Source organism: Pseudomonas sp. GW456-L13 (assembly GCF_017350115.1).
In the GTDB taxonomy this organism is placed as follows: Bacteria; Pseudomonadota; Gammaproteobacteria; order Pseudomonadales; family Pseudomonadaceae; genus Aquipseudomonas; species Aquipseudomonas jessenii.
In genome coordinates, this window is the sequence record NZ_JACNAS010000002.1 from 550092 (window position 1) to 575070 (window position 24979).

At 61.7% G+C, this 24979-nt stretch carries 18 protein-coding genes; 7 read left to right on the forward strand and 11 right to left on the reverse strand.

Going from position 1 to position 24979, the window contains the following annotated elements; translation table 11 throughout:
* Positions 1-220: 220 nt before the first annotated feature.
* The 3 genes from ycaC to J4D25_RS16650 form a co-directional block, all read right to left on the reverse strand.
* A complete protein-coding gene (ycaC, locus tag J4D25_RS16640) occupies positions 221-847 on the reverse strand; it encodes an isochorismate family cysteine hydrolase YcaC (RefSeq protein WP_057713962.1) in 627 nt (208 codons plus the stop codon).
* A 56-nt stretch (positions 848-903) separates the two neighbouring features.
* On the reverse strand, positions 904-1587 hold the full coding sequence (locus J4D25_RS16645; protein ID WP_008049795.1) for an isochorismatase family protein: 684 nt from the start codon (positions 1585-1587) through the stop codon (positions 904-906).
* A 93-nt stretch (positions 1588-1680) separates the two neighbouring features.
* Positions 1681-2547, reverse strand: a complete 867-nt coding sequence (locus J4D25_RS16650) for a pirin family protein (protein ID WP_057713961.1) — start codon at positions 2545-2547, stop codon at positions 1681-1683.
* A 104-nt stretch (positions 2548-2651) separates the two neighbouring features.
* Between J4D25_RS16650 and J4D25_RS16655 the strand changes: the two genes are divergently transcribed.
* Both J4D25_RS16655 and dkgB read left to right on the forward strand, forming a co-directional pair.
* Positions 2652-3560 carry a LysR family transcriptional regulator gene (locus J4D25_RS16655; protein WP_057713960.1) on the forward strand — a complete coding sequence of 303 codons (909 nt, stop codon included), beginning with the start codon at positions 2652-2654 and terminating at the stop codon, positions 3558-3560.
* Positions 3561-3813: 253 nt separating this feature from the next.
* Positions 3814-4617 (forward strand): 2,5-didehydrogluconate reductase DkgB, encoded by an 804-nt coding sequence (gene dkgB, locus J4D25_RS16660; RefSeq protein ID WP_057713959.1) that lies wholly within the window; start codon positions 3814-3816, stop codon positions 4615-4617.
* Between the two features lie 3 nt (positions 4618-4620).
* Here the strand turns inward: dkgB and J4D25_RS16665 are convergent, their stop codons facing one another.
* The 7 genes from J4D25_RS16665 to J4D25_RS16695 all read right to left on the reverse strand — a co-directional run bounded on the left by J4D25_RS16665 (position 4621) and on the right by J4D25_RS16695 (position 15220).
* Positions 4621-7848, reverse strand: coding sequence for a transporter substrate-binding domain-containing protein (locus J4D25_RS16665; protein ID WP_057713958.1), 3228 nt, complete (start codon positions 7846-7848; stop codon positions 4621-4623).
* Complete coding sequence (locus J4D25_RS16670) at positions 7849-8475, reverse strand: response regulator transcription factor (RefSeq protein WP_057713957.1); 627 nt, start codon at positions 8473-8475, stop codon at positions 7849-7851. It lies immediately after the preceding gene.
* 108 nt (positions 8476-8583) lie between these two features.
* The gene (locus tag J4D25_RS16675) at positions 8584-8985 is read right to left on the reverse strand and encodes a hypothetical protein (protein WP_057713956.1); all 402 of its coding nucleotides are present in this window, start codon (positions 8983-8985) and stop codon (positions 8584-8586) included.
* 127 nt (positions 8986-9112) lie between these two features.
* On the reverse strand, positions 9113-9829 hold the full coding sequence (locus J4D25_RS16680; protein ID WP_057713955.1) for an MgtC/SapB family protein: 717 nt from the start codon (positions 9827-9829) through the stop codon (positions 9113-9115).
* 151 nt (positions 9830-9980) lie between these two features.
* Positions 9981-12695, reverse strand: a complete 2715-nt coding sequence (gene mgtA, locus J4D25_RS16685; RefSeq protein WP_057713954.1) for a magnesium-translocating P-type ATPase — start codon at positions 12693-12695, stop codon at positions 9981-9983.
* A gap of 570 nt (positions 12696-13265) precedes the next feature.
* Positions 13266-14603: a lysine N(6)-hydroxylase/L-ornithine N(5)-oxygenase family protein gene (locus J4D25_RS16690; protein WP_057713953.1), complete on the reverse strand. Its 1338-nt coding sequence runs from the start codon at positions 14601-14603 to the stop codon at positions 13266-13268.
* 134 nt (positions 14604-14737) lie between these two features.
* Positions 14738-15220, reverse strand: coding sequence for a sigma-70 family RNA polymerase sigma factor (locus tag J4D25_RS16695; protein WP_057713952.1), 483 nt, complete (start codon positions 15218-15220; stop codon positions 14738-14740).
* A 405-nt stretch (positions 15221-15625) separates the two neighbouring features.
* Here J4D25_RS16695 and J4D25_RS16700 point away from each other — a divergent pair, with 405 nt between their 5' ends.
* Genes J4D25_RS16700 through J4D25_RS16710 form a run of 3 tightly spaced genes read left to right on the forward strand, consistent with a single transcriptional unit; the run spans position 15626 to position 20174 of the window.
* Entirely contained in the window at positions 15626-16798 is a 1173-nt protein-coding gene (locus tag J4D25_RS16700; protein ID WP_057713951.1) for an efflux RND transporter periplasmic adaptor subunit, read from the forward strand.
* Positions 16799-18772, forward strand: coding sequence for a MacB family efflux pump subunit (locus J4D25_RS16705; protein ID WP_057713950.1), 1974 nt, complete (start codon positions 16799-16801; stop codon positions 18770-18772).
* Between the two features lie 7 nt (positions 18773-18779).
* Positions 18780-20174, forward strand: a complete 1395-nt coding sequence (locus tag J4D25_RS16710) for an efflux transporter outer membrane subunit (protein WP_057713949.1) — start codon at positions 18780-18782, stop codon at positions 20172-20174.
* Between the two features lie 264 nt (positions 20175-20438).
* Here the strand turns inward: J4D25_RS16710 and J4D25_RS16715 are convergent, their stop codons facing one another.
* A complete protein-coding gene (locus J4D25_RS16715) occupies positions 20439-22058 on the reverse strand; it encodes a hypothetical protein (protein ID WP_057713948.1) in 1620 nt (539 codons plus the stop codon).
* Positions 22059-22310: 252 nt separating this feature from the next.
* Between J4D25_RS16715 and pvdM the strand changes: the two genes are divergently transcribed.
* A complete protein-coding gene (gene pvdM / locus J4D25_RS16720) occupies positions 22311-23660 on the forward strand; it encodes a pyoverdine-tailoring dipeptidase-like protein PvdM (RefSeq protein WP_057713947.1) in 1350 nt (449 codons plus the stop codon).
* 30 nt (positions 23661-23690) lie between these two features.
* Positions 23691-24971: an aminotransferase class V-fold PLP-dependent enzyme gene (locus tag J4D25_RS16725; RefSeq protein ID WP_057713946.1), complete on the forward strand. Its 1281-nt coding sequence runs from the start codon at positions 23691-23693 to the stop codon at positions 24969-24971.
* Positions 24972-24979: the final 8 nt, after the last annotated feature.

Sequence of the window (24979 nt, forward strand, 5' to 3'; positions counted from 1 at the left end):
AGCAACTCCAGCCAAGGCCAATAACGCGAAGATCGCATGGATTGGCCTCAGTGTAGGAGCATTTGATTTGGCGGGATGAACCCCCTCCCAAAAACACCACAAAACCAATGTGGGAGCGGGCTTGCTCGCGAAAGCGGTATAACAGTCAACACATAGGTTGAAAGTTAAGCAGCCTTCGCGAGCAAGCCCGCTCCCACAGGGGGGATGAGTGATGCCGAAGTTACTTGCTGTTGGCCAGTGTGCTGTAGCTGGTCATCAGGTTGCGGTAATCCGGAATATGGTTGGAGAACAGCGTGCCCAATCCTTCGATGTCGTTGCGCCAGTCGCGGTGCAGTTCACAGGCCAGGCCGAACCAGGTCATCAGTTGCGCGCCCTGAGCGGTCATACGGTGCCACGCCGATTCGCGGGTCAGTTCGTTGAAGGTGCCGGACGCGTCGGTGACCACGAACACGTCAAAACCTTCGGCCAGCGCCGAAAGCGCCGGGAACGCCACGCACACCTCCGTCACCACACCGGCGATGATCAGTTGTTTCTTGCCAGTGGCCTTGATCGCCTTGACGAAATCTTCGTTGTCCCAGGCGTTGATCTGGCCCGGGCGAGCGATGTACGGCGCGTCCGGAAAGAGTGCCTTGAGTTCGGGCACCAGCGGTCCGTTTGGACCGGTTTCGAAACTGGTGGTGAGGATGGTCGGCAGCTTGAAGTACTTGGCCAGGTCAGCCAGCGCCAGCACGTTGTTCTTGAATCGATCCGGATCGATGTCGCGCACCAGAGACAACAGGCCCGCCTGATGATCAACCATCAAAACCGCGGCGTTGTCCTTGTCCAGACGCTTGTAGGAAGAAGTCATTGCAGTAGTCCTCGCATGTTATCGATGCCGATTGGAAATCGGCGTGGGGTAACCGGTTAGCGCTGGGAGTCCAGCGCTTCGTGTTCGTTCGCCACTTGCTGGGCCTTGAGGTAGCTCTCGATCAGCAACTGATAATGCGGCATGGCCTGGGCGTAGACAGCGGCCCACTGCTCGGCGTCCGGGCGGTTCCACGAGCCTTGCAGCTCAGAGAGCGTAGCCATGATGTCGATCGGCACCACCCCGGCCTGGGCCAGACGGGCAACGGTCAGATCAGTGGCCAGTTTCGAGTGGTTGCCGGAGGCGTCGACCACGGCAAACACCTTGTAGCCCTCATGCACGGCGGCGATGGACGGGAACGCCAGGCACACGCTGGTCAAGGTGCCGGCGATCACCAGGGTTTTCTTGCCGGTGGCTTTGACCGCCGCGTGAAACTCCGGATTGTCCCAGGCGTTGATTTCACCTTTGCGCGCCACGTACTGCGCATGGGGCGCGGCCTCGTGGATTTCCGGGATCAACGGCCCGTTCGGCCCCTGGGGAACGGAAGCGGTGGTGATCACCGGCATCTTGAGCAGGGTCGCGGCCTTGGCCAGGGCAATGGCGTTGGCGCGCAATTGGGGCACGTCCATGTCCTTGACGATCTGGAACAGTCCGCTCTGGTGATCGATCAACAGCATTGCGCTGTCGTTGGGGTCGATGGTCGGTTTCTGGCCGTTGAAGTTGGCCGCGTAGACAGTGTTCATGTGCGTTTCCTCTTTCTTTTGGGCAACAGCCATCCCTGGCCTGAAAACCGGCCTACTCATCCTGTGTAGAGTCGGGTGTTAAAGCGCTGCGAATTAAGCGTGCATCCGGCCGAAGCGACCGGACTGGAAGTCGGCGAAGGCCTGGTGGATTTCTTGCTCGGTGTTCATCACGAACGGCCCGTGGCCGACGATCGGCTCGTCTATCGGTTCGCCGCTGAGCAACAGCACCACCGCGTCTTCGCTGGCTTCGAGGCTCACCTGATCGCCCTTGCGGTCGAACAGGGCCAGTTGCCCCTGGCGCACCGATTCCAGGCCGTTGACCTGAACCGTGCCACGCAAAACCACCAGGGCGGTATTGCGTCCTTCATGCAGGTCAAGGGTGAGCAACTTGCCGGCATTCAAACGAATGTCCCACACGTCGACTGGGGTGAAGGTGCGCGCCGGGCCTTTGTGACCATCGAACTCGCCGGCGATCAGGCGCAGGCTGCCGGCGTTGTCCTTCAAGGGGATGGTCGGGATGTCACGGTCGAGAATCGTCTGGTAGCCGGGGTCGGCCATTTTGTCCCTGGCCGGCAGGTTGACCCACAGTTGCACCATCTCCAGGGTGCCGCCGCTCTTGGCGAAACCTTCGGAGTGAAACTCTTCATGCAGGATCCCCGAGGCTGCGGTCATCCATTGCACATCGCCAGGGCCGATCTTGCCGCCACTGCCGGTGGAGTCCCGGTGCTCCAGTTCGCCCTTGTAAACGATAGTCACGGTTTCGAAGCCACGATGAGGATGCCGACCAACGCCACGCCGTTCGGTGGTCGGGGTGAATTCAGCGGGGCCGGCATGATCCAGCATCAGGAACGGGCTGATGTGTTTGCCCAGGTTGTCGTAGGAAAACAGCGTGCGAACCGGAAAACCGTCGCCAACCCAATGGGTCCGTGGACTGGTGTAGATACCGATGATGTTTTTCATGGTGTCTCCTGGTGAGGTGAGTGAAGCCATGGACAAAGCTTAAAACCGTGACCTTTGCTGCGCTAGACTGCAAAAATCAGCTTTAGCGTTCTATCTGGAGAACGATGGTGGAAGACCTCAACACCCTCTACTACTTCACCCAAGTGGTGGAGCATCACGGTTTCGCCGCGGCCGGCCGGGCACTGGACATGCCCAAGTCCAAGCTCAGCCGACGCATTGCCGAGCTTGAAGAACGTCTCGGCGTGCGCCTGCTGCACCGCACCAGTCGGCATTGCTCATTGACGGAAATCGGCCAGGCCTATTACCAGCGCTGCCTGGCCATGCGGGTGGAGGCGGAAAGCGCCGCCGAACTGATCGAACGCAATCGCTCCGAGCCTCAGGGCCTGGTGCGTGTCAGTTGCCCGACGGCGCTGCTCAATTCCTGGGTCGGGCCGATGCTGACCCGCTACATGCTCAAGTACCCGCTGGTGGAGTTGTTCATCGAGAGCACCAACCGCCGGGTCGACTTGATCCATGAGGGCTTCGACATTGCCCTGCGGGTACGTTTCCCCCCGCTGGAAAACACCGACATGGTGATGAAGGTGCTGGGCAACAGCACCCAGAGCGTGGTCGGCAGCCCGGCCTTTTTATCGCGCCTGTCGACACCGGCCTCCCCGGCCGACCTCAGCGGTTTGCCGAGCCTGCACTGGGGCGCGGCGCAGCGCGAATATCAGTGGGAACTGTTCGGGGCCGATGGCAGCACCGCGATGATCCGGCATGCACCGCGGATGGTTACCGATGACCTGTTGGCGTTGCGCCATGCCGCGGTCGCCGGGATCGGCATCGTGCACCTGCCCAGCGTGGTGGTGCGCGATGAAATCGCTGCCGGGCAACTGGTGGAACTGGTGCCGGGCTGGGCACCGAAAAGCGGTGTCATCCATGCGATCTTCCCCTCGCGTCGGGGCCTGCTGCCTTCGGTGCGCACGTTGATCGATTTTCTTGGGGAAGAATTCAGCCGCAGTGATATTGCTTAAGGGCGGGGTAAGGCTTTGGACCGAGTGATGGCTATCGCGAGCAAGCTCGCTCCCACAGGGGATTTGTGGTGCATATAGATCCAATGTGGGAGCGAGCTTGCTCGCGATGGCGTCAGACCAGACACCATCAACACATCTTCCTGCCCCGATTCTTGATTTCCGGTAAACATTGCTTTGCCGCTCCAGCGGTTTTTCTCACGGATGCAGGCGCCGATACTGCCGCCCATTCCCACTGCAACCTCTGGAGTCTTCAATGTCTATTCCCGCTTTCGGCCTGGGTACGTTTCGCCTGCAAGGCCAGGTGGTCATCGATTCGGTGAGCACCGCCCTGGCGCTCGGCTATCGGGTGATCGATACCGCACAAATCTACGAGAACGAAGCCGACGTCGGCGAGGCTATCGCCGCCAGCGGCATCGCCCGGGAGGAGTTGTTCATCACCAGCAAGATCTGGGTCGCCAACCTGGCCGGTGATCGTCTGATCGACAGCTTGAAGGAAAGCCTGCGCAAACTGCAGACCGACTACCTGGACCTGACCCTGATCCACTGGCCGTCGCCGGACGATCAGGTGCCGGTCGAAGAGTTCATGGGCGCCCTGCTCGAAGCCAAACACCTGGGCCTGACCCGGCAGATCGGCGTGTCCAATTTCACCATCGACCTGATGAAACAGGCGATTGCCGCCACGGGTGCCGAGCACATCGCCACCCACCAGATCGAACTGCACCCTTACCTGCAAAACCGCGAGGTCGTCGAGTTCGCACGCAGCCGGGGCATCGGCATCACCTCGTACATGACCCTGGCTTACGGTGAAGTCCTCAAGGATCCGCTCATCCAGCAGATCGCCGAACGTCTGCACGCGACACCGGCGCAGGTCACCCTGGCCTGGGCCATGCAATCGGGTTACGCCGTGATCCCGTCTTCCACTCGCCGGGCCAACCTTGAAAGCAACTTGAAGGCTCGCGAGCTGACCTTGAGCGAAGCCGACATGGCCTTGATCGCAACGCTGGATCGCGGCCATCGCTTGACCAGCCCGAAAGGCATCGCACCGAACTGGGATTGAGCCTCAATCCTGCTCGAGATGCCGGTCCAGGCGGGCCATGGCTTGCTGTAGCTGGTCGACGGCGTCGTCGATCAGTACCCCGCGACCGTCATTGCACGCCTGCTCCAGCTGTTCGCAACACTCGACCAGGGCAAGCGCTCGCACCATCAGCGCCCCGCCCTTGATCCGGTGTGCCAGTTCCTGCAAGCCCGGGCGATTGCCGCCGGCATGCAAGGCCAGTAAATGCACGCGATCCTCGCGGTTGCTCAGCGCCAGATCGTGCAACAGTTGATCGATCAGCTCACGGTCCGCATCCGCAAAGCGCTCCAGCCCGCTCAAATCGAATTCGGCGACGCCATGGTCGTCAGTTAGCGCTGAGGGTGCGCTGGCAAACCGCTGGGCCAGCCACGCCTGCAAATCCACCAGGCGAATGGGTTTGAACAGGCAATCGTTCATGCCCGCCGCCTGGCATCGGACCTTCTCCTCGGCCTGCGCATTGGCGGTAAAGCCCAGAATCAGCGTCGGCGACAGCCCCTGTACCCGCTCTAGCTCACGTATTGCACCCGCCAATTCGTAACCACTGAGCACCGGCATGTTGCAGTCGGTGATGACCAGATCGAACCCTTGCCCGCGCCACTGTTCAAGCCCCTGCGCCCCATCTTCAGCCAGCACCACGCGATGGCCCAGGTAGCTCAGCTGCCGCGAGAGCAACAGGCGATTGGCCGGATAATCGTCGACCACCAGAATCGACAACGCCCGGGTCGTGAGCTGCGCCGGATCCAGGGGTTTGCCCCCCGCGGGTAACGCTTGCAGGGCGGGCAGCACCAGGCTGATGTCCACCCGCGTCCCATGCCCAGGCTGACTGTCGAGTTGCAACCGGCCGCCCATCATTTCGCACAGGGTACGACTGATCACCAGACCCAGGCCGGATCCTTGCCGGGCGCTCTGCTGGTTGTTGCCCGCCTGCACGAACGGGCTGAACAGGCGTTGCTGGTCGATAGCGCTGATGCCGATGCCGCTGTCCTCGATCTGTACGCTGACGGCGAGGTGCGCCGGGGCTTGAGGTCGCACTTCCAGCGTCAGCTTCACCTGGCCTTCCCGGGTGAACTTGATCGCATTGCTCAGCAGATTCGACAGCACCTGTTTGAAGCGCGTGGGGTCGAGCATCACGTCACAGTCACTGTGTTCGTCGAGTTCGACCCGCCACTGCAGATTCTTCTGCACCGCCAGCCCTTCGAAAACCCGGCAGACCGACGTCACCAGCGCCTGCAGATTGACCCGCTCCGGCGCCAGTGACAAATGCCCGGATTCGATCCGCGCGACGTCCAGAATGTCGCCGATCAAATCCAGCAATTGCTGCCCGGCGTTGGACGCCACCTCGATGGCGGCGCGGTCGGTCTCCCCTTCATCGGCCCGTTTCAGCGCCAGTTCGAGCATGCCGATCAAGGCGTTCATCGGCGTGCGGATTTCATGGCTCATGGTGGCCAGGAACGTGGTCTTGGCCCGGTTGGCGTCGTCCGCCGCGTCCTTGGCTTCCTGCAGTTGTCCGAGCAATTGCTGACGCTGGCGAATCTGGCGCCGCTGCCAGACGATCCCGGCCAACGCGAGCAACAGCAAGACACCCGCCACTGCAAACGCCTTCACGATCGCCTGCCGGTGTCGCAACCAGTAACTCTGCTCGACCATCGAGTCATAGCGCCAGGGCTGGGTCAGCTCGTCAATTTCTTCGGGAGGGATGCTCAACAGCGCCTTGTCCAGGATCGAATGCAGCTCGGTGGCCTCGCGACTGGTCGCCAGGGTGCTTCGTGCAGGGTCGGTGCCCACGGTGCTGGTCACTTGCAGGCGATCGCGATACTGCCGGGAAATCAGGTAACGGGCGCTGATGAAGGAGTTGATGCCGCCGTGGGTCTTGCCTTGGGCGACCATCTCCATGGCGTCCGTCGACAATGGTGCATCCACCAGCTGGACCAGCGGGTAATGCTGGCGAAGGTACTCGCCGACAATGTTGCCCTGGGTCAGTGCCAGGGTTCGCCCTGCCATGTCATCCAGCGTCCTGGGGCTGTCCGCGGCCACGCGGGTCACCAGCACCGAAGGGCTGCTCAGGAACGCCCGGGTGAACAGCAATTGATCTTCACGCTGGGAACTGAGGCCGATACCGGCCAGCACATCGATCTGCCCGCTCCTGATGCCGGTCATCATCTCGGCCACCGATTTCATGCCCCGGATGTCGAATTGCAAGCCGGTGCGCAAACTGATTTTCGTCAGCACATCGACGCCAATACCGCGGAACTTGCCTTCGCTGTCGATAAATGAAATCGGCGGAATGTTTTCGTTGATCGCGACCCTCACCCGTGGGTGGCGTTCGAGCCAGCGTTGTTCGGCCACGCTCAATTGCAATGACTGGGTGCCGGGGATAGACACCCCGTTTGCCCCCCAACGACGCAGGATGTTCATTTGTTCATTGGTGGTGATGGCCGCCAGCGCCTTGTTGACGATGCGCAACAGCGAATCGTTGTCGCGGGCCATCGCAAAGGCAAAACGCCCGGACTCCATGGGCGAGAAGTCCGTCAGGTGTACGTTGTTCAGGTAATTTCTGCTGATCAGGTAATGGGCATTGATCGCATCGCCCAGGTAGACATCGGCCTGGCCGAAAGCCACGGCGCCCATCGCCGCCAATGTCGAAGGAAACAGCTGGACCTGCGCCCTGGAATAGAACTGTTGCACGCTGTATTCGGGCAGGTAGTGATACAGCATCACCAGCCGCTTGCCGGCCAGTGTCGGGTCGCGCACCGGAGGGAAATCGGTGCGCGTGACCAGCACCGGTTGATCGACCGCGTACGCGCTGGACATCTGTAACTGTGGATCTTCGGCTTCAAATCGATTGGCCGTTCCCAGCAGGTCTGCCTGCCCTTCCTTGATGGCTTGCACCGCGTCGGCCCGCGACGGATAACGTTGGACCTCAATGACGACGTTCAGCAATTGTTCGAGCAAGCCGGCGTAATCGGCTGTCAGGCCTTCGAACACCTTGCCCGCCGTGTTGAACTCGAAGGGGGGATAGTCCGGTGCCGAGACAGCCAGCACCAATCGGCCCTTTTTCTGTAGCCAGCGCGACTCGGTTTCCGACAACCTGACGCTCTGGCCTTCGACACTCGAGCGTCCCAACAGGGTCAACGACTGTTGTGCACAGACCGTTGATACCCAGAGAAGAAGGCCGATCAGTACCCCACCTGCCAGTCGTCGGAGTGCGTTCATTCAGATCAGATGATTGCGCAGGGCGAAATCCCTCAGGTGCACCGACGAGTTCACGTTGAGCTTGAGGGTGAGTCGGGTCTTGTAGGTACTGACGGTCTTGTAGCTCAGGTGCATGATCTCGGCGATTTCGAGGTTTTTCGACCCCCGGGCCAGGTACTGCAGGATGGTCAACTCACGATTGGACAGCCTGTCGATCAACTGCTTTTCGCTGCGTTGCAACTCCCCCATCGACACGGAACTGGAGGGAATCTGAGCGAAATAGGTGTAGCCGGCCATCACGCAATTCACCGCCGCCTTCAGGTCATCCAGGTCCTTGCTCTTGCAAACATAGGCAACAGCCCCGGCACGCATGCAGCGGTCCTGATAGAACTGGGCCTCCAGCGAGGTGAACACCACCACGCGACATCGCATCTTTTCGGTCTTGATACGGTCCATCACCTCAAGCCCCGCCACACCGGGAAGGCCCAGATCAAGCAGCACGACATCCGGTTGATGCTCCCGGATCAACGTCAGGACCTTATCGCCACGGCAGGCCTCGTAAATCCGCTTGAACCCTTCGCCCTTGAGTACGAGTTTGATCATGGAGCGAACCACCGGATGATCTTCCGCAATCAGTGCTGACTTCATGACATCTCCCGTGCAAACCAACACGATCGGGCAAAAAATGCCCTCCAGGCACCGCAGCGGTTGGACACAACGCTGCGCATAGACTTTTGCATGGAAGGCTGCAAAGAACTACCTGACAGAAATGACAGTTCCGACAAACGGTAGCCGACGATCGACAGCGCTCATCAGCTGCGTAATGCACACCAGGTCAGGCAGGGCAGTCCGGCTGACCTGGACGTTGCCCGCGACGAGCGGCAACGGCGTCTGCTGTTCATTGAAGATAAACGCGTGATGAACCTGCGGGTTGTCGGCAAAAAAACTGAACAGGTCCAGCCCTTCGCTGGCCATCGCCCCGTTGATAAGCACCAGGTCCAAAGGCTCGCAACCGTACTCCACCAGTGGCAGGAGCTCGTCGAGGCTCTGCACCGGTGCTACGCGAAAGTAGCCGAGCTGATTGAACAGTCGCTCGATCCGCAGGCGGTTGAAGTGCTGCGCATCGGCGATCAGGATGCGCAAGGATTTGTTCGGCATGGTGACCTCCAAAAGGATGTCGATTTCAAGAGGTCGCAAAGCCTACGGAAGACCTTCCTGGGTTTATGTAGGAATTTTCCTAAATAAAAGCCGGTTAGTCTGACGCTTGCCAGGGAAACCTTGGCCCTTACTCCGTGGTACTCGGACTCCAGAACGCCTGCACCACCAGGGTCGAGGTCGAAATCCGTGCCACCAGCGCATCCAGCTCATCACCATCGACCGAAGTGGTGGCCAGGGTGGCTTCGATTTCAATTTCATCCGTGCCGAAGGCGTGCACATCGACATCGCTGGCCGGGTAGTTACTGCGTTCCAGCTCGGCTTCGAGCAAGGCCAGCACGGCTTTCTGCTGCGTGCGTCGGGCAATGACATAGACGATGTTGGTGACCTCCGCCGAAATCACATCCAGCGGCTGACGGTTGATGTTGTTGACGATCGGCCGCAGCAAGGTGTTGGCCGCGAGCACAAACAAGGTGCCAAGCAACGCCTCGGCCAGCAGGTCGGCACCGGCGCAGGCACCGACTGCCGCCGAGGTCCAGAGCGTGGCGGCCGTGTTGAGACCGCGCACGTTGCCCTCTTCGCGCATGATCACCCCGGCACCGAGAAAGCCGATGCCGGAAACTACGTAAGCTACGACCCGCACGGCACCTTCGGCACCGGCGAGACGGTTGGCCATGTCGACGAAAATCGCCGCGCCCACCGCCACCAGCACGTTGGTGCGCAGGCCGGCGGTGCGCTGCCGGTACTGGCGTTCGAAACCGATCAGGCCACCGAGGATGAAGGCCGCGCTGAGGCTGACCAGGGTGTCGAGCAGGGAGGTCAGGTTGAGGTTGTTCAGTGCTTGCATGATGAATCCTTTGAAAAACACACGATCCCCTGTGGGAGCGAGCTTGCTCGCGATGGCGGTGTATCAGTTGACATGGATATCGACTGACACTCAGTCATCGCGAGCAAGCTCGCTCCCACAGGGGTTGCGTTGATTGGCCAGCCTCGCGGCTTTATTGCCAGCCAAACCGGCGAATGTAGAACCCCTTCACCGCCTGGGTCAGCGCCATGTACGCCAGCAGGATCACCGGCAGGAACACGAAATACAGCGAAGGCAACGCCTGCAATTTGAAGTAATGGGCCAACGGTCCCATCGGCAGGAAAATCCCCATGGCCATGATCAGCCCGGTCATCACCAGCAAGGGCATGGCCGCGCGGCTTTGCAGGAACGGGATTTTCGGCGTGCGGATCATGTGCACGATCAGCGTCTGGGTCAGCAGCCCGACCACGAACCAGCCGGACTGGAACAGGGTCTGGTGATCCGGGGTGTTGGCATCGAACACGTACCACATCAAGGCGAACGTGGTGATGTCGAAGATCGAACTGATCGGCCCGAAAAACAGCATGAAGCGGCCGACATCCGCCGGCTGCCAGCGCTGCGGTTGCTTGAGCATTTCGTCATCGACGTTATCGAACGGAATGGCGATCTGCGAAATGTCATAGAGCAGGTTCTGCACCAGCAGGTGCATCGGCAGCATCGGCAGGAACGGGATGAACGCACTGGCCACCAGCACCGAGAACACGTTGCCGAAGTTCGAACTGGCGGTCATCTTGATGTACTTGAGCATGTTGGCGAAGGTCCGGCGCCCTTCCAGCACACCCTCCTCCAGCACCATCAGGCTCTTTTCCAGCAGGATGATATCGGCCGCTTCTTTGGCGATGTCCACGGCGCTGTCCACCGAAATACCGATGTCGGCGGTACGCAGGGCCGGGGCGTCGTTGATGCCGTCGCCCATGAAACCGACCACATGGCCGTTGCCCTTGAGCAGACGGACAATGCGCTCCTTGTGCGAGGGCGTCAGTTTGGCGAAGACGTTGGTGGTCTCCACGGCTTTCGCCAGTTCGGCGTCGCTCATGCGTTCGATGTCATTGCCCATCAGCAGGCCCTGCTGCTCCAGGCCGACTTCGCGGCAGATTTTCGCCGTCACCAGTTCGTTGTCGCCGGTCAGCACTTTCACCGCCACGCCATGGGCGGCCAGGGCCTTGATGGCCGGTGCGGTGCTTTCTTTCGGCGGATCGAGAAATGCCACGTAACCGATCAGCGTCAGTGCCTGTTCGTCGGCCAGGCTGTAGGTATCGCGGCCTTCGACCATTGGCCGTGCCGCTACCGCAACCACCCGCAGGCCCTCGGCGTTGAACGTGGCCGTGACCTGACGGATGCGCGCCAGCAGTTCTTCGGTCAAGGCCTCATCGACTTCGCCATGACGCACCCGCGAGCACACCGCCAGCACCTCTTCCACCGCGCCCTTGCAGATCAGCAAGTGCGGTTGATCGCGCTCGGCGACCACCACCGACATGCGCCGGCGGGTGAAGTCGAACGGGATCTCGTCGACCTTGCGAAACGCCGTGCCGACCTTCAGTTCACGGTGGATCTCGACGTGTTCGAGCACCGCCACATCCAGCAGGTTTTTCAGGCCGGTCTGGTAGTAGCTGTTGAGGTAGGCCATTTCCAGCACGTCATCGGAGTCATGGCCCCAGACATCGACGTTGCGCGCCAGGAAGATCTTGTCCTGGGTCAGGGTGCCGGTCTTGTCGGTGCACAGCACGTCCATGGCGCCGAAGTTCTGGATAGCGTCGAGGCGTTTGACGATGACTTTCTTGCGCGACAGGAACACCGCGCCCTTGGCCAGGGTCGAGGTGACGATCATCGGCAGCATTTCCGGGGTCAGGCCCACGGCGATCGACAGCGCGAACAGCAGCGCTTCGGTCCAGTCGCCCTTGGTGAAACCGTTGATGAACAACACCAGCGGCGCCATCACGAACATGAAGCGGATCAGCAGCCAGCTGACTTTGTTGACCCCGGTCTGGAACGAAGTCGGTGCCCGGTCGGTGGCGCCGACCCGCTGGGCCAGGGCACCGAAATAGGTGCTGTTGCCGGTGGTAATGATCACCGCCATGGCCGTGCCGGACACCACGTTGGTGCCCATGAACAGGATGTTGTCCAGGTCCAGGGGATTGAGCGTGTCACGGTCCTGCTGGCGGGGAAACTTTTCCACCGGCATCGATTCGCCGGTCATGGCAGCCTGGCTGACGAACAGGTCCTTGGCGCTGAGCACCCGGCAATCGGCGGGAATCATGTCGCCGGCAGACAACACGATCAGATCGCCCGGCACCAGGTGCCTGATCGGCAATTCGATACGCTGCGCGCCGCGGTCCTCAAGGTCCCGGCGCATCACCGTGGCGGTGTTGCTGACCATCGCCTTGAGGGCATCGGCGGCCTGGTTGGATTTGGTTTCCTGCCAGAAACGCAGGAAGGTCGAGAGCACCACCATGGAGAAAATCACGACGGCGGCTTTCATGTCTTCGGTCAGCCAGGAGATGACCGCCAGCAACGTCAGCAGCAAGTTGAACGGATTCTTGTAGCAGTGCCACAGGTGCATCCACCAAGGCAGTGGTTGTTCGTGCTCGACTTCATTGAGGCCGAACTGCTCGCGCAAGGCATCGGCTTCAAGCTCGCTCAAGCCATCGGTGTGACTCCCCAGGGTGTTGAGCAATTGACCCGTGTCGCTGCCGGCAGCGGCCACCAGGGTTTGCGCCAGGCTGGGCGGGACTTCACGGCTGACCGTGGTGTCGGTGAAGGTTTCCAGCAACGCCAGGCTACGGAAGTGCCGGGCGATGTGGCGGTTACGCAGGAAGCCTGCGAAGAATTCCTTGAGGTTAAGTTTCATGGCTGGTGCCCCTTTGGTCAGCCGGGAAACCGTCGAGCAGGCGGGTCCACGCCTCTTGCGCCGGAACAACCGGCAAAGCAAGGCCTGGCACGCCGGTCACGAATGACAGGCGTGTCGATAGAGCGGCGGCCACGACAACAAGTCGAAACCACGCACTGTTCAGCGTCGATGAGAGGGACGTCGGGACACGGCCAGGACGGGCCATGATCGGGATGCCGCTGCTCGCTTGTCGGCGAGACAACGGCACAGGAGACTGCGCGTTATCTTGCCGAGAAAATGCCGATTACCGAGACCGGCCGACAACTGTCACTCGAACAAGTACCCACTGTGGGTCTCCGTAATGGATGAAAACGCGCGAAGCTTACGCCCCGAAGTTTGGAGAGTAAACCCGCTATAAAAGCTTGCCGGGGGGAATCGCGGGGTTCTTCAGGAAGGGTTCAGGATTGACTGTTTTGGGTGATTTCAATGGCCCCATCGCGAGCAAGCTCGCTCCCACATTGGTCCTGTGGACACCGGTCCACTGTGGGAGCGAGCTTGCTCGCGATGGCGGCCTTTTAGTCGCCGCAGGACTCAGCTGGCAGTGGCCAACAACAAATCCACCACCGACCGGCCATGCCCGCGATGCTTGCCGTGTTCATACAGCGAGCCGGCAATTTCATCGGCGCGAATCGGCAGGATCGACAGCAAGGTGTCGCTCAGCCCATGGCTGGCCTGGCAAAAGCCCTGCATGTAGAGGCCGGCCTTGCAGCGTTCATCGGTGATCAGTTTGTAGTTGCGATCGACCTCGAAATCACCCAGGTACTCTTCGAGCGGTGCCAGCAGCTTGCGGTGCATCTGCCGCTCGTAACCGGTGGCCAGCACCACAGCGTCGTAGTGACGCACCGAGACTTCGCCGGTGGCGTTGTTGCGCAACACCAGTTCGATGCCCCGTTCGTTGGCGGTGGCCTTTTCGATGGTGGTCAGGGTGCGGAACGCATGACGGGCGATGCCCGAGACCTTCTGCCGATAGAAGATGCCGTAGATTCGCTCGATCAGATCGATGTCCACCACCGAGTAGTTGGTGTTGTGGTACTCGTTCACCAGGCGCTCGCGCTCGCTGCTTGGCTGCTGGAACACCAGGTCGGTGAACTCCGGGGAAAACACTTCGTTGACGAAGGGGCTGTCGTCGGCCGGCTTGAGTGCCGAGCCGCGCAGGATCATGTCCACCTGCACCGACGGGAAGCTGTCGTTCAAATCGATGAAGGCCTCTGCCGCGCTCTGCCCGCCTCCGATGATCGCGATGCTCATCGGCCGGTTGTCCACGCACGGCTGCTTGGCCATCTGCGCCAGGTACTGGGAGTGATGGAACACCCGGCCGTCATCCCTGAGTGCCTTGAATACCTCGGGAATACGTGGCGTGCCACCGGCGCTGACCACCACCGACCGGGTGGTGCGCACCTGCTGATGCCCGGTCGCATCGCGGGAAATCACCCGCAACGCCTCGACCTGATGGTTGTGCAGCACCGGCTCGATGGTCAGCACTTCTTCGCCGTAGCGGCTTTGCGCGGTGAACTGCCCGGCGACCCAACGCAGATAGTCGTTGTACTCCATGCGGCACGGATAGAAGGTGCCCAGGTTGATGAAATCCACCAGGCGCCCGTGGGCCTTGAGGTAATTGACGAACGAGTAAGGGCTGGTCGGATTGCGCAGGGTCACCAGGTCCTTGAGGAAGGAAATCTGCAACTCGCTCTGGGTCACCAGGGTGTTGCCGTGCCAGCGGTAGTCGGCCTGCTTGTCGAGAAACAGCACATCCAGGTTGCCCTGGCTCGCCCCGCGCTCTTGCAGCGCGATGGCCAGTGCCAGGTTCGAGGGGCCGAAACCGACGCCGATCAGGTCGTGAACGAGGGGCGATGCAATTGCCTGTGTCATTTCCAGTGTCCTCTGGATGTTCCCCTCAAAGGCGGGGGCATTGAACCTAAGTGACCTGACCCACCAAGGGCCGCACAACAGGTCGTCTGTTGAGTAGGAACGAGGACCGTGAAAAAAAATTTAACCGCGCAGGCTCACTGGGTGTCCCACTGTCGCATCCGTATACGGCAATGCTTCATGGCATTGACAATGTGCTTCTCGACCATTGCCCGGGAAATGCCCAGTTGCTCGGCAATTTGCGGATGGGACAGGCCTTCGATCTTGCGCAGCAGGAAACTCTCGCGGCACAACCTCGGCAACTCCGCCAGGGCACACTGGAGCATTTCCAGACGCTGGCCATGATCGAGCACGTTATGCGGCGAAGGGGTGAAATAGCGCTCTTCATTGTCGAGCACCTCAAGAGGTTCGGCCTGACGCAGGGTGTTGCGCCGATGGTCGTCGATAACCAGGTTGAGGGCGGTGCGATAAAGGAACGCCCGGGGCTGCTCGATCGGCGTATCACTGGAGCGCTCCAGGACCCGCAGATAAGCGTCATGCACCACATCTTCGGCCACCTGACGGTTGCCCAGCCTGGCGTTCAGGAAACACACCAGTTCGCGATAGTAGTTTTCCAACATGACTCCCGTCCGCACGGGGGTGCGGTTTCTGTCCTTGAGCCCTTTGCGCGACCATTGAAATAAACAGTGGCACGATAATGGCAGTTCGAGTCGCGTAATTTATAGTAATTCTCATATAGATTTAAAGTACTGCTTCAACTTGCCTGGTATTTAGTCACGAACCCTGTAGGAGCGAGCTTGCTTGCGAAGGCATCAAGGACAACGTGTTGACCCAGACGGCACGCGTTATCGTTAACGTGCATCGCGAGCAAGCTCGCTCCTACATTAGTTTGTGTCAGCACCTAAATTCCCCGGCGCTTTCTACGTTTACAGGACAGCTCCCCGTCCCTGTCCGGCCCTGCCGGCAGCGTTCAGCCATCGACCTGCTGCTGAACGACGGGCCGATTTCCTAGGCCGGAACCCTGCATGAAACGTCCCCGACAGACCCGACGCGCCCTGCTTGCAGCATTTTGTCTGATCCCCGTGGTAGCCGTCGCCGCCTGGCAGTTCATCCCGCCGGGCCGCGACGGGCTCGTCACCGTTCAGGTCAGCCGCACCGACATTGAAAGCAGCGTCACGGCATTGGGCACCCTGCAACCGCGGCGCTATGTCGACGTCGGCGCCCAGGCCTCCGGGCAGATCCACAAGATTCACGTGGAAGTCGGCGACGTGGTCAAGGAAGGCCAGTTGCTGGTGGAAATCGACCCGTCCACGCAACAGGCCAAACTCGATGCCGGGCGCTTCTCCATCGAAAACCTCAAGGCGCAGCTGCAGGAGCAGCGAGCGCAGCACGACCTGGCCCGGCAGAAACACCAACGTCAACAGAACCTCGCCGCCGGCGGCGCCACCCGAGAAGAAGACGTGCAGACCGCCCAGGCCGAACTGCGCGCCACCCAGGCACGGGTCGACATGTTCCAGGCGCAGATCCGCCAGGCCGAAGCCAGCCTGCGCAGCGATCAGGCGGAGCTCGGCTACACGCGGATTTATGCGCCGATGGCCGGCACCGTGGTGGCGCTGGATGCCCGGGTCGGCCAGACCCTCAACGCCCAGCAGCAAACGCCGCTGATCCTGCGAATCGCCAAGCTGTCGCCGATGACCGTGTGGGCCGAGGTCTCGGAGGCCGACATCGGCCACGTCAAACCCGGCATGCACGCCTGGTTCACGACCCTGAGCGGCGGCACCCGGCGCTGGACCAGCACCGTGCGGCAAATCCTCCCCGTTCCGCCCAAGCCGCTGGACCAGACCAGCCAGGGCGGCGGCAGCCCCGCCAGCACCAGCAAAAGCGGGAGTGCCCGCGTGGTGCTGTACACCGTATTATTGGACGTCGACAACGCCGACAACGCCTTGATGGCGGAAATGACCACCCAGGTATTTTTCGTCGCCAATCAGGCGCAGAACGTTCTCACCGCGCCCATCGCCGCCCTGCAGGCAGGCCCGCAGACAGACCAGCAGACCGCGCAAGTGGTCGCCAGCAACGGCAGCATCGAGCAGCGCAACGTGCGCACCGGCATCAGCGACCGCCTGCGGGTGCAGATCCTCGATGGCCTGCAGGAGGGCGATCACCTGTTGATCGGCCCAATCGACGGGAGTGGCGGTTGAATGCACACGCCCCTGATCGACCTTTCGGACATCCGCAAAGCCTACGGCGGTGGCGACGCGCCTGAAGTCCATGTGCTGCGCGGCATCGACCTGTCGATCCATGCCGGGGAGTTCGTGGCAATCGTCGGTGCTTCCGGCTCCGGCAAGTCGACGCTGATGAACATCCTCGGCTGCCTCGACCGCCCGACCTCGGGCGAATACCGCTTCGCCGGGGAGAACGTCGCGGCACTGGACAGTGACGAACTGGCCTGGCTGCGTCGTGAAGCCTTCGGTTTTGTGTTCCAGGGCTACCACCTGATTCCCTCCGGTTCGGCCCAGGAAAACGTCGAGATGCCGGCCATCTACGCAGGCACCCCAGCCGCCGAACGCCACGCTCGCGCCGCCGCCCTGCTCGACCGTCTCGGCCTGGCTTCGCGCACCGGCAACCGCCCCCATCAACTCTCCGGCGGGCAGCAGCAAAGGGTGTCGATTGCCCGCGCATTAATGAATGGCGGCCACATCATCCTGGCTGACGAACCCACCGGTGCCCTCGACAGCCACAGCGGCGCCGAGGTCATGGCCCTGCTCGACGAACTGGCCAGCCAGGGCCACGTGGTGATCCTCATCACCCACGACCGCGAAGTGGCGGCCCGGGCCAAGCGCATCATTGAAATTCGCGACGGCGAGATCATCAGCGACAGCGCCCGGGAGAATCCCACCGCGCAAAACTCTGCCAACCCCGGCGCCCTGCAAGCCGTCGATTTGCGCAAGCGCCTGAGCGAAGGCGCCGAAGCCACCGGCGCCTGGAAAGGCGAATTGGTCGATGCCGTGCATGCGGCGTGGCGAGTGATGTGGATCAACAAGTTCCGCACCGCGCTGACCTTGCTCGGCATCATCATAGGCGTGGCCTCGGTGGTGGTGATGCTGGCCGTGGGCGAAGGCAGCAAGCGCCAGGTGATGGCGCAGATGGGCGCGTTCGGCTCCAACATCATTTACCTCAGCGGCTCGGCGCCCAACCCGCGCACGCCCATGGGCATCGTCACCCTCGATGAGGTCGCCGCGATTGCCAGCTTGCCCCAGGTGATGCGGATCATGCCGGTCAACGGCCAGGAGGCCGGGGTGCGCTTTGGCAACCTTGATCACATGAGCTACGTCGGCGGCAACGACACCAACTTCCCGGCGATTTTCAACTGGCCGGTGGTCGAAGGCAGCTACTTCACCCACGCCGATGAACAGAACGCCGCGGCGGTCGCGGTGATCGGGCACAAGGTGCGGACCAAATTGCTCAAGGACGTGGCCAACCCGATCGGCCAGTACATCCTGATCGAAAACGTCCCCTTCCAGGTGGTCGGCGTGCTCGCGGAAAAAGGCGCCAGCTCCGGCGACTCCGACAGCGACGACCGTATCGCCATCCCCTACTCCGCCGCGAGCGTGCGCCTGTTCGGCACCCACAATCCCGAGTACATCGCCATCGCCGCCGCCGACGCGCGCAAGGTCAAGGAAACCGAAAAAGCCATCGAGCAACTGATGCTGCGTCTGCACGACGGCAAGCGCGATTTCGAACTGACCAACAACGCGGCGATGATCCAGGCCGAGGCGCGCACGCAAAACACCCTGTCGCTGATGCTCGGTTCGATCGCGGCCATTTCGCTGCTGGTGGGCGGGATCGGCGTGATGAACATCATGCTCATGACGGTGCGCGAGCGGACTCGCGAGATCGGTATCCGCATGGCCACCGGTGCCCGCCAGCGCGACATCCTGCGCCAGTTCCTCACCGAAGCGGTGATGCTCTCGGTGGTGGGCGGCCTCACCGGGATTGCCCTGGCGCTGATCGTCGGTGGCGTGCTGATTTTCAGCGAAGTCGCTGTCGCGTTCTCCCTGATAGCGGTGCTGGGTGCCTTCGGCTGCGCCCTGGTCACCGGTGTCGTTTTCGGCTACATGCCGGCCCGCAAGGCTGCCCGACTCGACCCGGTCACGGCCCTTACCAGTGAATGATCGATTGATGAAGCCGCCACTCAGTGTGTTAACCCTGTGCCTGTTGCTCGGCGCCTGCAGCACCCCGCCACAGCGCCCCGACAGCGGCGTCCAGCCGCCGGCTACCTGGCAATCGCCGCACACCGCAGGCGCTGTCCATGACAACCAGCAATGGTGGAACCGCTTCGGCAGCCCACAACTGGGTCGCCTGATCGAACAGGCGCGGCTCGGCAGTTACGACCTGGCCGCGGCCATCGCCAGAGTGCGCCAGGCCCAGGCCGACACGGTGATTGCCGGCGGCTCGCAACTGCCCGAAGTCAAGGCAGGGGTCAACGCCAACCGCCAGAAATTGCTGCGCGGCAACGGCTACAGTCAGCTCGATGCCGACAGCGATAACGACGCCGTCGACTACTTCACGGCGAACCTGGTTGCCAGCTACGAAATCGATTTCTGGGGTGGCCAGCGGGCCAGCCGCGACAGCGCGCAATTCAGTCTCAAAGCCAGCGAGTTCGATCAGGCCACCGTGGAACTGACGTTGCTCAGCGGTGTGGCCAACGGTTACGCGCAAGCCTTGTCGTTGCAGGAGCAGAGCCGCATCGCCGAGTTGAATCTGGCCAATGCCCAAAGCGTGTTGAAACTGGTGCAGACCCGTTTCGATTCGGGTTCGGCCACAGCCCTGGAACTGGCACAGCAAAAAAGCCTGGTGGCGGCGCAGCAACGCCAGCTGCCGCTGGTGCAGCAACAGGCCGAGGATGCACGGATCAGTCTCGCCGCCCTGCTCGGCCGCCCGATTCAGGCGCTGTCGTTGGGTCAGGAACGCTTCGATCAACTGACCTGGCCTGCGATTGACGCCGGGGTACCCAGCCAGTTGCTCAGCCGCCGTCCGGACATTGCCCAGGCCGAGGCGCAACTGGCCGCGGCCCAGGCCGACGTCACCGTCGCCCGGGCCGCGATGCTGCCGACCGTGACCCTCACCGCCGAAATCGGCTCTGGTGCCGACCGGGCCGACGACATCCTGCGCAGCCCCTTCTACAACCTCACCGCCGGGCTGCTTGCGCCGGTGTTCAACAACGGCCGCCTCGGCGCCCAGCGCGACAAGGCCACGGCGCGTCAGCAAGAACTGCTGGAAACCTATCGCGGCGCGATCATCAACGGCTTCGCCGACGTCGAAAAAGCCCTCAACAGCATTCGCGGGCTGGATGAGCAGCGCGGGTGGCAGAGTGAAGAACTGAGCCAGGCGCAGACCGCCTTCAATATCGCGCAAAGCCGTTATCAGGCCGGGGCCGAGGATTTGCTGACGGTGCTGGAGACCCAGCGCACCCTGTACGCGGCGCAGGATTTGAACGTGCAGCTGCGGTTGTCGCGGATGCAGGCGAGTATTGCCCTGTACAAGGCGCTTGGGGGTGGGTGGCAAGTCTTGTAGTTGCTGGGCCTGTCAGGACGCCATCGCGAGCAAGCTTGCTCCCACAGGTTATGCGTCGTGCCCGGATCATGCGGCAAATACAAAACCCTGTGGGAGCGGGCTTGCCAGCGAAGGGGCCGGCACATCCAACATCAACATTGCCTGACAGGACGCCTTCGCGAGCAAGCTCGCTCCCACAGTGGATCGTCAGTGAACACAAAGTCTGTGTACGACCAGGTTCAAATGTGGGAGCGAGCTTGCTCGCGATTGAACGATAACGCGGTATCAAGCCTGGCTTTGTTTAGCCTTCAGATTGCGCGCATACCACGGCCGCTGCGGCACTTTGCGGAACAAATCCTTCAGTTTCGTCTCGTCCTCGCCAAAGGTAATGCGCAACGCCAGCTTCATGGTTTCCGGGTCCATTTCCACTGACTTGCCGACCTGCAACCCCGGTGTGGTGCTGCAACCGTGGGTGCTCGGGCCGAGCCACGGGTCGTCGATCTCGACCCAGCGTCCCGGCGCGAACCATTGCACGCCGTTGACCTGCAGCCGACTGACCTGCCCCGGATGAAAACGCTCGTGGGCGCGGAACCAGTCTTCCAGGCGATCGTCGATCCAGCCATGGAAATGCCAGAACACCGGGCTGACATGGGAAGAAAACGGGTCGCCGAGAAAGTCGTTTTCCGGTGCAAACCAGCGCGCGGAAAAGTCCGCCGGATCCCGGGCGAACGGCACCGGCTGACCGTTGGACGGATCACGCGGCACCGAAGCCCAGCGCATGTGCAGCCAGTCGTGCAGGCCCAGTTCGACCTCCGAGCCGAACTGGCCGAGGGTCAGCGTCGACAGGTAACGCGGATCGCGGTAGCGGGATTCCCAGACCTGGAAATTGCTGTGATACGTCTCGCCGGTCTTGATGTCGCTGACCCATTGCGTGTACTCGTCATCGTCCTCGGCCAGCCAGGTCGGCGGCAGCGCGGTGCCGTCGTGATTGTCGAAGTAACGCGCAAAGCCGAGCCGGTCCCGCGCCAGCTCCGGTTGCGGCAACGGGAAGTGCGTCCAGGACGGCAGGTCCTGCATCGAACGCGCGGTGCCGAGCATGTGCCGGTGCATGAAGAAAAAGTCCACGCCAGAACCGTTGCGATCCTTGCGCACACCTCGGGCATCGCGCTCCTGGTCCCGCGGTCCGGGTTGCCAGCCGAGCCCGCGCAAGGCGCCGCGCTGGTCTTCGGACAGCTTGTGCCACTTGTCCCGGGAGGCATGCCAGAGCTGGTGGAACAACCGGTGCTCCGGCGATACCAGCCAGGCGAGCAGGGTCGGATTGAGGCCGGCGCGCTCGCGAGCTTCAGGGAATACCCGTTTAACGGCGATGAAGCGATTGTCCTGGGCGGTCAGCATCAGTGGCCGATTCAGGTCCAGCACACGTCCACTGAGACTGCCGCTGCCAGCATTGCCGAAACCGGCCCAGACCTCGTCCAGGGTCATGTCGAACTCGTAATCGCAACAGCCGCTGGCGCCCAGCAGACGCCAACCCAGTTGCTTCGGGTTGGTCCCGGACAGATCGCCGAGCACCCGGTAACGGGGCGCTTCGGTGGAGCGCAAACGCTCGGCGGTGTCGAGATAACCACTGACACCGCGCCCCTTGTGGCCGATGTCGAGGAACACTTCCAGGCCTTCGAGGGGCAAGCCTTCGATACCGGCGTCACGACCTTCGAAACGAATCTGCCAGACCCCGCGCAAGGTATCCGCCAAGCGTTGGCCGGCAACATCCGCCACCTCGAACGAAGCTTCGCCGGGGGTGATCGTCGGGTCCGGCCTGGTCAGTTCGCGATGCCCGTAATACACCGCCGGCACGGCGGCACCGGTCAGCGCCAGACCCGCGAGAAACCATCGTCGAGAAATCGTCATTGCCCTACCTGTGTCAGCCATGGAGCAGGCTTTATCCAAGCTAGAACGATTGTTGCAGCGCAGAATTTAAGAGCATCGCGAGCAAGCTCGCTCCCACATTGGATCTATGTCGCACTGAAGATCCCTGTGGGAGCGAGCTTGCTCGCGATGAGGCCATCAGCCACGCTAAATTTTCCGGTCAGCCACTCGTTCCCCCCAGATAGCAAAGGCCCCAGCGCCTGATCCGGGGCGGCGAACCTGACTGAGACGGCAATGACAAAATTACGTTCGAAAAAGGCTCTTTTCATCGGCCTGCCGCTGGCCCTGGCGATCAGCGCGGGTGCAGGCTTCGCGGCCTGGGATCACTGGTTCAGGGACAACCCCGGCTACCCGGTCAAGGTGATGAAACAGGCCGAGCAACTGCAGGAACGCATCCTCTCGTTCGACAGCCACATCACCGTGCCCATGGACTTCGGCACCGCCGGCAACGAAGTCGACAAGGATGGTGAAGGCCAGTTCGACCTGGTCAAGACCGGGCGCGGGCGCTTGTCCGGTGCAGCCCTGACGATTTTCGGCTGGCCGGAAATCTGGAACGGTCCCAACGCGCCCCATCGCCCTACCGCCGGCTTCGTCGACGAAGCCCGCTTTGAGCAGGAAACCCGCTACAAGATCATCAGCGCGATGGTGCGTGACTTCCCCAATCAAGTGGCTATCGCCTACACCCCCGACGACTTGCGCCGCCTGCACGGCGAAGGCAAGTTCGCGGTGTTCATCAGCATGCTCAACGCCTATCCGCTGGGCAATGACCTCAACGCCCTGGACAAGTGGGCAGCGCGCGGCATGCGCATGTTCGGCTTCAGCTACGTGGGCAACAACGCCTGGGCCGATTCGTCGCGGCCGCTGCCGTTCTTCAACGACTCCCGGGATGCCTTGGGCGGGCTGTCGGACATCGGCAAGCAAGCGGTGCATCGCCTCAACGACCTGGGCGTGATCATCGATGTGTCGCAGATGTCGACCAAGGCCCTGGAGCAAGTGGCGCAACTGAGCCGCACGCCGATGGTCGCCTCCCACTCGGCACCACGCGCCCTGGTGGACATCCCGCGCAACCTCAGCGACACGGAAATGCAATTGATCAAGCACAGCGGCGGCGTGGTGCAGATCGTCGGCTTCCCCACCTACATCCGCCCGCTGAGCCAGGCCACCCAGGACAAACTCAACGCCCTGCGCGCCCGTTTCGACCTGCAACCGCTGCAAGGTCTGGAGATGGCATTGATGCCCGGCGATCCGGTGATCACCGTCTGGCCAGAGCAGCGTTTCGGCGAGTACGCCAGCCAGCTCTATTCGATCCTCGACGAAGAACCCAAGGCCACCCTCAAGGATTACGGCGATGCAATCGACTACACAGTGAAAAAAATCGGCATCGACCATGTCGGCATCAGTTCCGACTTCAACGACGGCGGAGGCCTGGACGGTTGGAAAGACGTCAGCGAGGCCCGCAACGTGACCGCCGAACTGATCAGCCGCGGCTACAGCGACGCCGACATCGCCAAGCTCTGGGGCGGCAACTTCCTGCGGGTTTGGGACCAGGTGCAGAAGTCTTCCCGGCCTGTCGTAAAAAACTGATTTTTCCTTTTGCCAAAGCGAACCGAATCCATGACCAACCGTCGTTCATTCCTCAAGCAGGCCGGCATTCTGGCGGCCGGCATCCCCCTGGCCTCCGCCGTGAGCCTGCCAGCACACGCCGCCAGCCCCGTGCCACTGCCCAAGGACAAATGGGACCAGTTGCGCCAACTGTTCACCCAGGACCCGAACTACCTGCACTTCGCCAACTTCCTGGTGACCTCGCACCCGCTGCCTGTGCGTGAAGCCATCGAGATGCATCGCGCCAATCTCGATCGCAACCCGGGCCTGGCCATGGACTGGCATCGCGGCGAAACCGAACGCCGCGAAGAAGAGGTGCGCGTGTGGGCCGGTCGCTACTTGAAGGCCAAGCCGTCGCAGATCGCCCTGACCGGCAGCACCACCGAAGGCCTGGCGATGATCTACGCCGGTATCCACGTGCGCCCGGACCAGGAGATCCTCACCAGCGAACACGAACACTACGCCGCCAACAGCGTGTTCGAATACCGCACCCAAAAGGACGGCACCCAGGTTCGCAAGATCAAATTGTTCGAAGACCCGTACAAGGTCTCGACCGCCGAAGTGCTGGCCGCGATTGAACGCAACATTCGCCCCGAAACCCGTGTACTGGGCATGACCTGGGTGCATTCCGGCAGCGGCGTGAAGCTGCCAATCGGCGAGATCGGCAAACTGGTGGAGGAGAAAAACCGTGGCCGCGCCGACAAGGACCGCATCCTCTACGTAATCGATGGCGTACACGGCTTCGGCGTGGAGAACGTCGACTTCCCGGACATGCACTGCGATTTCTTCATTGCCGGCACCCACAAATGGATGTTCGGCCCACGGGGCACCGGAATCATCTGCGCCCGCTCCGACGAGCTCAAGGACGTGACCCCGACCATCCCGACCTTCTCTGAAGCCACCCAGTTTTCCACCGTGATGACCTACGGCGGCTACCACTCGTTCGAACACCGCTGGGCACTGACCGAAGCTTTCAAATTGCACCTGGAGCTGGGCAAGGCCGAGGTCGCGACGCGCATTCACGACATCAACAGCTACCTGAAGAAACGTTTGCAAGCACACCCGTCGGTGGAGCTGGTCACGCCGCTGTCGCCGGAATATTCCGCCGGCTTCACCTTCTTCCGCATCAGGAACCAGGACTGCGACGAAGTCGCCAACTTCCTGATGGATCAGCGCGTGGTGTGTGACGCCGTGGACCGTGATGTCGGGCCGATCATTCGTGTGTCGCCGGGGCTGCTCAATACCCAAGCGCACATCGACAAGTTGATGGAACTGATGGCCAGCAAGCTCTGAACCGCCGA

Bases quoted from the DNA above. Each gene is read 5' to 3' on its own strand.
- ycaC (WP_057713962.1), bottom strand. From the start codon at position 847: ATGACTTCTTCCTACAAGCGTCTGGACAAGGACAACGCCGCGGTTTTG.
- J4D25_RS16645 (WP_008049795.1), bottom strand. From the start codon at position 1,587: ATGAACACTGTCTACGCGGCCAACTTCAACGGCCAGAAACCGACCATC.
- J4D25_RS16650 (WP_057713961.1), bottom strand. From the start codon at position 2,547: ATGAAAAACATCATCGGTATCTACACCAGTCCACGGACCCATTGGGTT.
- J4D25_RS16655 (WP_057713960.1), top strand. From the start codon at position 2,652: ATGGTGGAAGACCTCAACACCCTCTACTACTTCACCCAAGTGGTGGAG.
- dkgB (WP_057713959.1), top strand. From the start codon at position 3,814: ATGTCTATTCCCGCTTTCGGCCTGGGTACGTTTCGCCTGCAAGGCCAG.
- J4D25_RS16665 (WP_057713958.1), bottom strand. From the start codon at position 7,848: ATGAACGCACTCCGACGACTGGCAGGTGGGGTACTGATCGGCCTTCTT.
- J4D25_RS16670 (WP_057713957.1), bottom strand. From the start codon at position 8,475: ATGAAGTCAGCACTGATTGCGGAAGATCATCCGGTGGTTCGCTCCATG.
- J4D25_RS16675 (WP_057713956.1), bottom strand. From the start codon at position 8,985: ATGCCGAACAAATCCTTGCGCATCCTGATCGCCGATGCGCAGCACTTC.
- J4D25_RS16680 (WP_057713955.1), bottom strand. From the start codon at position 9,829: ATGCAAGCACTGAACAACCTCAACCTGACCTCCCTGCTCGACACCCTG.
- mgtA (WP_057713954.1), bottom strand. From the start codon at position 12,695: ATGAAACTTAACCTCAAGGAATTCTTCGCAGGCTTCCTGCGTAACCGC.
- J4D25_RS16690 (WP_057713953.1), bottom strand. From the start codon at position 14,603: ATGACACAGGCAATTGCATCGCCCCTCGTTCACGACCTGATCGGCGTC.
- J4D25_RS16695 (WP_057713952.1), bottom strand. From the start codon at position 15,220: ATGTTGGAAAACTACTATCGCGAACTGGTGTGTTTCCTGAACGCCAGG.
- J4D25_RS16700 (WP_057713951.1), top strand. From the start codon at position 15,626: ATGAAACGTCCCCGACAGACCCGACGCGCCCTGCTTGCAGCATTTTGT.
- J4D25_RS16705 (WP_057713950.1), top strand. From the start codon at position 16,799: ATGCACACGCCCCTGATCGACCTTTCGGACATCCGCAAAGCCTACGGC.
- J4D25_RS16710 (WP_057713949.1), top strand. From the start codon at position 18,780: ATGAAGCCGCCACTCAGTGTGTTAACCCTGTGCCTGTTGCTCGGCGCC.
- J4D25_RS16715 (WP_057713948.1), bottom strand. From the start codon at position 22,058: ATGACGATTTCTCGACGATGGTTTCTCGCGGGTCTGGCGCTGACCGGT.
- pvdM (WP_057713947.1), top strand. From the start codon at position 22,311: ATGACAAAATTACGTTCGAAAAAGGCTCTTTTCATCGGCCTGCCGCTG.
- J4D25_RS16725 (WP_057713946.1), top strand. From the start codon at position 23,691: ATGACCAACCGTCGTTCATTCCTCAAGCAGGCCGGCATTCTGGCGGCC.